This window comes from Planctomycetota bacterium (assembly GCA_035384565.1).
Taxonomy (GTDB): Bacteria; Planctomycetota; PUPC01; order DSUN01; family DSUN01; genus DAOOIT01.
Map to the genome: position 1 here is coordinate 24423 of DAOOIT010000066.1, position 6303 is coordinate 30725.

Consider the following 6303-nt stretch of genomic DNA (forward strand, 5'->3'; position numbering starts at 1 on the left):
CCACGTTCAGCCGCGCCGGGAACTCTAGCCCGCATGGCCCGCAAATTCCTCAACGTTCAACCCGGCCTGACGGATGATGGCGCGGAGAGTGCCTCGGTCGAGTTCCTTGTGATCGGGAACCACGACTTGGGTGAAGGGGTCGCTGCGTCGGAGGATCATGTGGCTGCCATGCTGACGGACGAGGGTGAACCCGGCCCTCGCCAGCGCCTTGACGCATTCCCGGCCGGAGAGCCTGGGCAGCTTGCTCATACGGCGACGACCAGGGCGTCGAAGTGCTCTTCAGGCACGGGCAGATGGTCGTCTTCCAGCGCGGCGACGTAGCCCTCAATGGCTTCTTTGATGTTGGCGACCGCCTCGGCCTTCGTCTTGCCCTGGCTGATGCAGCCGGGTAGGCTGGGGCATTCGGCCACCCAATAGCCGTCCTCGCCCGGATAGAGGATCACCTGTCTCATGGCTCGGCCTCCGGCCAGTGACGCGGGAGTGTTCTCACTGCTCCAATCGTAGCCTGCCGGCCTCGCCATTTCAAGCGCCACATCTGGCTCACGGTTTGCCCGTCAGCCGTTCGACGAGGAGATCCTCGAACTTGCCGAGGTCTTTCCACGACATCGCGCAGTCCATCGCTTTGCCCTGCGGGTCCTCGCGAGTCATGCCGTCGTCGGTCACCAGGATGCTGAGGCGCTCCATGTTCAGCAGCTCGGTGGCGAAGGCGAGGTAGATGGCCACGGTGTCGAAGAGGGTGGAGCTGGCGTCAATCTTCTCGGGCTTGTTGGGGTTGCCGGCCCGCCACCAGATGCGGTAGTTCTCGATGACGGCCCTGGCGATGGGGTCGTCGCTCTCAGCGACCTTGCGATACTTGTCGCCGCGGAGGTGGACGATGCCGCAGGTGTCGAGGGGCGTGATGGTCATTGGCCACGCGGCGGTGAAGACGGCCTGGCAGGCCTTGACGTCCTGCTTCACGTTGTACTCGGGCTGGGGCTTCGGGCCGCCGTTGTAGCCCTTGCGGACGCTGCCGTGCATGCCCACGAAGCGGGCCTTCTTGGCGATCTCGGGCTGCCGGGCCAGCGCGGCCTGGATGTTGGGCACCGGCCCGATGCAGATGAGCGTGATCGGCTGCGGCGAGGCCATGATCATGTCGATCAGCGCCGTCACGCCGTCCTCGTGCACTTTGCCGGGGTACTTGGCGAGGTCGTAGTCGGCCACCCAGGGGGCCTGGGGCGCGCCGTGGGGCCTCTGCTTGATGCCCACGGCCACCGGCACGTCCGTCCGCTTCGCCACCTCGAGCAGCTTCGCCGCAATCTTCGCGCGGTACACCGTGTCGCCCGTGTCGGTGACGACCATCTTGAGGTCGAGCTCGGGCGACTTCAACAGCAGGGCCAGCGCCCAGGTGTCGTCAATGTCGCCGCCGATGTCGGTGTCGAGGATGACGGGGATCTTGGCGGGCCGGCCGGGTCCAGCGTCGGGCGCCGCGGCGACCAACGTTGCCGCCAGCCCCATCGAGCCGATGAATGCCACCGTTGTCCACATGCTACACTCCTTTCGTTCCAGGGGCACGAGTGTCAGCGCCTCTCGGCGCTGGCCGCGGGCGGGCCCGCGGAAGCGGCCCCGTTCCCCGCGCCGAATCTCAGGGCGAACACGGCCAGACTGACCACCACCACCAGACACACGTACGCGAGGAACACCCTGCGCCGGCCGTAGCGCCGGAAGGCGCCCGGAACACCTGCACCGCAGGCAATGGCGAAGAAAAGGAAGAACAGCCCCACGATGGGGACGGCGACTCGCGAAGCCGGCGTGGCGTCTGCGCTCCCGAGCACAGCCCCTACCATGAGGCCCGTGAAGGAGGCAATGAGAAGCCCGGCGACGCAGCCCAGGGCGGCTTTGGCCTTCTCTGACCAGTACGTGTCGCGCCGAAGCAGCCCCAGATCGAGCACCATCTGCACGGTCGTGCCTCCGCAGCCCGGGCACTTGCCACTGGCCAGGGCAGCGATGTCAGGTCCGCCGAACGAGACAGCCATCTGTGGGTCTTCCGCCATCATCTGTGCTGCGGTTGCGGCCGCCAGGACCGCCTTGTTGTCGAACACGCCGCAACGTGGACAGGCGAAGACGCACGTGTCCACCAGAGCCTTGGCCAGATCGCCGGGGGAGACATCGGGGCGGGACTTCTCGCGCTCGGCCTGGACAGCTCCGATGAGGGCCGGCAACTGGGTGAACGGAATCGTGTCGCCTACTCTCCTCGTCCACGCATCATGGCCAAGTTCCTGCGGGGTCATCGCGGCCACTCCAACACCTGGGTAACGCACGACGGGTATGCGGCAGATCCCCCGTCGGGCCTCGCGGGGGCCTCGACTGCGTTCATGCCCCGACCTCCTCCAGGAGCGACGAGCACGGGACACGCCCACCAGGCTCCGGGCATAGCCCGATTGTAGCCAGCGACGCGCAAAGTGCAAGAGGGACTGCGAGTTCCGCCCTTGCTTTTTCCTCCACACGGGAGCATAATGCTCGGCGTTCGGCGCCTGGTGACACTCCGGGGCCTGGGAACTGAGCGCGTGGTTCAGTTCGCCGCACACTCGGATGGGAAGGTCTGGTGCCCGGCGAGCCGGTGAAGCTGCAAGGAGACCCGAGAATGAACGTCTGCATCGCGTCGTTTTCGTTCCACGGGCTGATCGGGGCTGGGATGATGGACGTCTTCGGCTACCTGGAGAGCTGCAAGTACCGCTATCACCTCGACGCGGCCGACATCTGGAACGGCCTGCTCGGCCGCGACGAGAAGGTGTATCTCCAGGACGACTTCCTCAAGAAGGTGAAGGAAGCCCTCGCCGAACGCGAGATGTGCCTGGCCAACTACCACGCCGACGGCTGCCATCCGTGGGACGACAAGCCCGAGGTGCGCGACAAGAACCACGCGAGCGCGCTGGCCCACCTGCGCGCCGCCGCCTTCCTCGGCGCCAAGACCATGCGCATTGACGCCGGCGGCAAGGGCAACGCCTGGACCAATGAGCAGTTCGACTACATCGTGAAGCGTATGCGCGAGTACTGCCAGATCGGCGGCGACGCAGGCTTCCGCGTGGGGCCCGAGAGCCACTGGGGGCCGGAACTGGTGCCCGACAACATGGAGCGGCTGGCCCGCGCGGTGGACCACCCCGCCTTCGGCATCCTGCTGCACATCGGCCACTGGGAGGGCGCGCCCGAGGAGGAGGGCGACCGCCGCCTCGCCCCCTGGGCCTGCCACACGCACGTGGACGCCCGCATCACCCGCACGCGCCTGGAGCCGGCGATGAGGACGCTCCTCGATGCCGGCTATCAGGGCTACTGGGGCGTGGAACACCACTCGGCGAAGAACGAGTACGCCGAGGTCGCGTACCAACTCGCCGAAGTCCGCCGCGTGCTCGAGAAGATGCGGCAGGGATAGAGAAGACGGGGGAGGAAGCCCCTCTTGCAAGAGGAGCTTCCTCCCCCGCGCCCCCACCTTCCCGAGAACTCCTGCATTGGCCAGGCGCTCACTTGCGCAGGGCTTCGATGGCGTCGTCGGCCTTGCGGCGGAAGGCGGCCCAGTCGCCGGGGCCGAAGAGGGTGTCGTGGTCGCGCTGGCCGAGCTTGAACGACGCCATGCGGTCGGCGATGAGCTTCTCGCCAGCCGCCGCGGCGGGGGTGCCGGCCTTCTCCTTTGCGAGGCGGGCGAGGGTGACGAGGCGGCGATAGTCGTCCAAGCCCTCGCGGAGTTGCTCGAAGAAGGGGGTGGAAATGAGCGTGCCGTCGGGCGTGGCGGTGCACCAGGCATAGTCGTCCTCGCGGCAGTCGAGGGCGTAGTAGGGGTCGCCGGCGGAGCAGTTCCAGTGCCAGGCGATGCGGAACTTCATCCCGAAGTCCTTGGCAGCTTTGAACATGTAGTCGCCATAGGTCCAGCGGTTGCCGCCGTTGTAGAAGGCCCAGGCGCGCCCCGCCTCGCGCATGAGGGCGACGCCGGCCTCGTCATGGAGGTTCCAGTTGGGGATGTGGACGGCCTTGGAGAGGCGGTAGTGCGGGTCGTCCTTCTTTCCGCCGCTGTAGCTGGTGGCGAAGGTGAACCAGGGCGGCCCCTGGGGGAACGCCGCTGTGTAGGCCTCGGCGTTCTCGGAGGCGCGGATGACGGCGTCGCCGATCGGCTCGTCGCCCAGGTTGTAGTAGACCGGCAACCAGCCGGCCGCGTCGGCGTGGGCCTGCACGGCACCATAGACGGCCTTGATGAAGGCCGTGTAGTCCTTGAACCCCGCGGCGGTCATGGCCGCCGTGTCCTGGTAGTAAGCATTGAAACCCGAAACCCCGCTGCCGTAGGAACATACGGCCAGGAAGCCTAAGTCCTTGGCGGTCTTCATGATGGGGTCGGCCTGGGTGAAGTCGAGCTGCGGCTCGCCGCCCTTGAAGCCGCGATAGGCGATGTGGGGGGCTCCGCTGAAGATGGTGAAGCCGTACTCGCGCATTTTCTGGAGGCTCTTGAGGGCCACGTCGCGGTTGTAGGCTGTGGCCTCGGCGTCGCCACCAGGCCAGGGGATGTTGATCGTGTAGCCCCACGGCCCGGCAGGCACGTCCACGGGGTCGAGGGTGCCTATCCGTACGCGCAGTTCGACGCGGACGACCGAGGCTTCGCCCTTCTCGGGCTCGATGGTTACGGCGCCTCTGTAGAGGCCGGGCTTGGCGTCGGCGGGGGTCTTCACCGTGAGCCAGAAGCGGCGGGCGATGCCCTTGGGCATATCTACCACAGCCGAGGGCATGATGAGCCGCGGGTTGATCGTGTAGACTGAACCCTCCATTGTCACTCGACTTACGCGGTAGGAAACGAAGCCAACGTCAATGGCGCTGGCCTGGATCGTGCCGCCCGGGCCGCCGAAGTCGCTCACGCTCACCTTGACCAGCCCCAGGTCGCGGAGCGGCAGGACGGTGAAGGTCAGCGGCTCATACTCGCCGGCGAACGCTTCAATCTGGGTGGGGGACTTCATGATATCGGTCTTGGCGGGCGTGTCGTTGTAGAAGACGTCCTGCATGTAGTCGCGTTCGAAGACGAGGTAGCCGCTCTTCGTGTCCTCCGCGCTCGGCGCCAGCGGCTCGCCGGTCGGACGGTGGAGGACACGTTTGAAGTAGTTGTCGAAGTAGAAGCGGCGGCGGGCCTCGACGAACTTGAGGAAGCTCTCGCCCTCGGCGGCCTTGGCGACGGGGAAGATGACGACGGCGGCGACGCTGCACGCCCAGTTCTCGCCCTGGAACTCGACGTTGAGTTGGCCGTCCGCCACGTCGGCCTCGAAGGTCTTCTCCTGGTAGTAGGCTTTCTGGTACTTGTCGAACGTGTTGTCGGTGGGGAGGTCCTCGACGTTCCAGAAGCGGAAGTATTTCTTGCGGAACGCCGCGAAGTCCATCGTGTCGGTGACGGCAGGCTGGCCTTCGGCGAGGATGGCGCGCTTGCGATAGGCCTGGTATTCACCCCAGAAGCCGGAGGGGTTGTCCATGTTCACCCACACGCGGTAGCGGCCGTTCGGCACGTCCACGGCCAGGCCGCCGGCCTCGATGCAGATGAAGTCCTGGTAGAGCGGCTCGGGCTGGAGGGCGTCGAAGCTGCGCCAGACGCGGGCGCCCTTGAGGCCGTAGCCGCGCCCCTGGCTGTAGAGCGTGGCGGGGGTGATCGCCGTGAAGCCGTCCATCACGGGGCTGGTACCGGTGCCGAAATCAAAGGCCCAGAGGCCGTCGAAGAGGGCCTTCTGCGGCGAGTCGTCGCGCTCGAGCCGCACATTGTCCACAAAGAGCGGCGCGGGCGGCTTGTCGCCGATGGCGAAGACCAGGCGGGTGATGGCATTGAGGACGAGCATGCGGCCGGGCCGCGACTTCTCGCCGACGTAGAGCTGCTTGACCGGGATGATGAGCGTGCTCGCGCCCGGCGGCGCCACGGTGGTGTAGTTCACGCGCGTCCAGTAGTCGGTCGTCTGGGCGTCGCGGACCTCGACGTAGAGTTCCAGCGGGTCGGGCGAGTCGGTGTACAGGTCGGCCTTGAGGAAATCGTAGCCCGTCCAGTCCTGCGGGCCGTCCATGCAGACGTACGACTTGTCAATCCGCATCGCCTTCTTGCCGTCGGTGGCATGCTCCTCGACCGTGGCGGAGCCGGGGAAGGGATTCTTGTCCTCGAACGACGTGATGAGCTTGAGGGGCGGTCCGGTCACGACGGCCTTCTTAGCCTCGAGCGGCGTGCCGCAGGCGTAACAGGTCTTCCACTCGGGCATGTTCCTGTAGCCGCACTCGACGCAGCGGACGAAGCCCGGCCCCAACTCGCCGGGCGGGGCGATG

Annotated in this window: 6 protein-coding genes; 1 reads left to right on the top strand and 5 read right to left on the bottom strand. The window is 66.6% G+C overall.

Going from position 1 to position 6303, the window contains the following annotated elements:
* Window positions 1–24: 24 nt before the first annotated feature.
* The 4 genes from PLE19_19440 to PLE19_19455 all read right to left on the bottom strand — a co-directional run bounded on the left by PLE19_19440 (window position 25) and on the right by PLE19_19455 (window position 2267).
* Window positions 25–249: a type II toxin-antitoxin system HicA family toxin gene (locus tag PLE19_19440; GenBank protein ID HPD17123.1), complete on the bottom strand. Its 225-nt coding sequence runs from the start codon at window positions 247–249 to the stop codon at window positions 25–27.
* Window positions 246–452 carry a type II toxin-antitoxin system HicB family antitoxin gene (locus PLE19_19445; GenBank protein HPD17124.1) on the bottom strand — a complete coding sequence of 69 codons (207 nt, stop codon included), beginning with the start codon at window positions 450–452 and terminating at the stop codon, window positions 246–248. Before PLE19_19445 ends, PLE19_19440 begins: the two co-directional genes overlap by 4 nt.
* A gap of 88 nt (window positions 453–540) precedes the next feature.
* The gene (locus PLE19_19450; GenBank protein ID HPD17125.1) at window positions 541–1524 is read right to left on the bottom strand and encodes a nucleoside hydrolase; all 984 of its coding nucleotides are present in this window, start codon (window positions 1522–1524) and stop codon (window positions 541–543) included.
* A gap of 32 nt (window positions 1525–1556) precedes the next feature.
* Window positions 1557–2267: a hypothetical protein gene (locus PLE19_19455; GenBank protein HPD17126.1), complete on the bottom strand. Its 711-nt coding sequence runs from the start codon at window positions 2265–2267 to the stop codon at window positions 1557–1559.
* A 353-nt stretch (window positions 2268–2620) separates the two neighbouring features.
* Here PLE19_19455 and PLE19_19460 point away from each other — a divergent pair, with 353 nt between their 5' ends.
* Entirely contained in the window at window positions 2621–3406 is a 786-nt protein-coding gene (locus PLE19_19460) for a TIM barrel protein (GenBank protein HPD17127.1), read from the top strand.
* A gap of 88 nt (window positions 3407–3494) precedes the next feature.
* Here PLE19_19460 and PLE19_19465 read toward each other — a convergent pair.
* The coding region (locus PLE19_19465; protein HPD17128.1) for a hypothetical protein at window positions 3495–6303 on the bottom strand (2809 nt) is incomplete at its 5' end.

Bases quoted from the DNA above. Each gene is read 5' to 3' on its own strand.
- PLE19_19455 (HPD17126.1), bottom strand. From the start codon at position 2,267: ATGACCCCGCAGGAACTTGGCCATGATGCGTGGACGAGGAGAGTAGGC.
- PLE19_19445 (HPD17124.1), bottom strand. From the start codon at position 452: ATGAGACAGGTGATCCTCTATCCGGGCGAGGACGGCTATTGGGTGGCC.
- PLE19_19460 (HPD17127.1), top strand. From the start codon at position 2,621: ATGAACGTCTGCATCGCGTCGTTTTCGTTCCACGGGCTGATCGGGGCT.
- PLE19_19450 (HPD17125.1), bottom strand. From the start codon at position 1,524: ATGTGGACAACGGTGGCATTCATCGGCTCGATGGGGCTGGCGGCAACG.
- PLE19_19440 (HPD17123.1), bottom strand. From the start codon at position 249: ATGAGCAAGCTGCCCAGGCTCTCCGGCCGGGAATGCGTCAAGGCGCTG.